Origin of the sequence: Bradyrhizobium sp. IC4060 (assembly GCF_020193715.1) — a bacterium.
GTDB lineage: Bacteria > Pseudomonadota > Alphaproteobacteria > Rhizobiales > Xanthobacteraceae > Bradyrhizobium > Bradyrhizobium yuanmingense.
In genome coordinates this window covers 1-1741 of record NZ_JADYVJ010000050.1, presented here as the reverse complement: position 1 = coordinate 1741, position 1741 = coordinate 1, and the positions used below count along the sequence as shown (strand labels likewise).

Sequence of the window (1741 nt, the reverse complement as noted above, 5' to 3'; positions counted from 1 at the left end):
GTCGATCTGGTTCAGGATGTTGTTGAACTGAGACACCAGGTTCGCACGCGAGGTCTGCGCGACGACGTCCTGGACGGGGCTGGAAGCCGTCGAGAACGTCAGCGACGAGGTCAGCGTGCCGCCGATCGCACCACCCGCGGCGCTCGAACCGATGGTCGAGGACGCGTAGTCGTTGGTGGTCGAGATCGTCAGCAGGCCGTTGGCGTCGATCGTCGCCGACAGGTTGTTGGCCTGCAGCTTGGTGTTGAGCTGATCGAGCGTCTTGACCGTGCCGTTGGTGCCGTCGCCGAAGGTGACGTTGACCGCCGTGCCGCCGTTGAAGGAGGTGAAGGTCAAGGTCTTGCCGCTGATGCCGCCGATGCCGGAGGTGCGCGCCGCGGTGAAGGCGGTCGCAGTTCCGGTGTTGCCGGCAAGGCCGAGCGCGTTCAGCGCGTTGCCCGTGCCGGTGATCGACAGGTCGGCATTGACGCCAGTGGACAGCTTCAGCTGGCCCGAGGCGTTGATCGACGAGTTGGTCTGGCCGGAGGCCGTCGCAAGCGTGGCAGCGCCGGCGGCGCTGATGGTCGCGGTCTGCACGCCGGTGGCAAGGTCGATCGCCTTCAAGACGTCGTTGAGCGTGCCGCCCTGCAGATAGACCGTCGAGTTGCCAGCGCCGTCGGTGAGGACGTTACCGTTCGCACCATAGCCGGTCGGAATGCTCGGCGCACCGGTCGAGCCCGGGATCGGCGCATTCTTGAAGGTGATGACTTTACCGTTGACGTTCAACGTCGAACCGTCGGTGATCGTCGCACCCAGCGAAGCCGCGCTGGTGGTGCGGTTGACGTTGACGGTGGCGTTGCCGCCGCCCACCGACGTGGTCAGGGCGAGAGCCTTGAGCAGGTCGGCCTTGCCGGTGACGCTCAGATCCGCACCTGTCGAGCTCCTCAGCGTGACGGCGCCCGCAGCGACGGTCGAAGCGGTCTGGCCGTTGCTCGTGGCGATCGTCGCCGCACCGGAGGTGATCGAGACCGTCTTGACGCCGCTTGCCAGATCGATCGCGCTCAACAGGTCGTTGACGGTCGCTGCCGGCGTGCCGTTGGTGCCGAGATAGACGGTGCTGTTGCCATTGCCGTCGGTGACGATGTTGCCGCTGACGCCCGAGCCGGTCGGAACGCCGGTCGCACCCGGAGCCGAGCCGCTGCGGAAGGTGATGGTCTTGCCGTTCACGGTCAGCGTGTCGCCGTCGGCAGGCTGGGCGTTGCCGGCGAGGCCGGTCGCGGTCGTGCCGTTGGTGGCGATCAGGGTCATGGTGCCGGTCAGCGCCGTGGTGCCGTCGCCGGCCGTTGCGCCCGTGCTGGCGAAGACGCCGATGGTGGCGCCGAGCGTGGTCGTGCCGGTCGCCGCGGTGGTGCCGCCGGCCGCACCGCTATACACGACGTTGCTGTTCGCCGTCGCGCTGGCGTAGGAGGTCGTGCCGCGCAGGTCGGCCGCCGTCGCACCGGAGATGGTGGTCGAGACGTTGGACTTGGTGGAGTAGCCGACCGTGGTCTGCAGCGCCTGGTTGGCGATCGACTTCGCAGAGTCGATCAGCTTCTGCAGCGAGGTGATGCCGGTGTTGGCAGCCTGCAGCACCTGCACGCCGTTGGCGATGCCGTCGAGCAGGTTGTTGATGTCGCTGGCGCGGTTGTCGAGCGACTGGGCCGTGAAGAAGTTGGTGGGATTGTCCAGGGCCGAGTTGACGCTCTTGCCGGTCGACAGACGG

1 protein-coding gene is annotated in these 1741 nt (G+C 67.3%); it reads right to left on the bottom strand.

Going from position 1 to position 1741, the window contains the following annotated elements; genetic code table 11:
• A partial coding sequence (locus I6F16_RS37385) for a DUF1522 domain-containing protein (RefSeq protein WP_225174762.1) occupies positions 1-1741 on the bottom strand: 1741 nt, incomplete at both ends.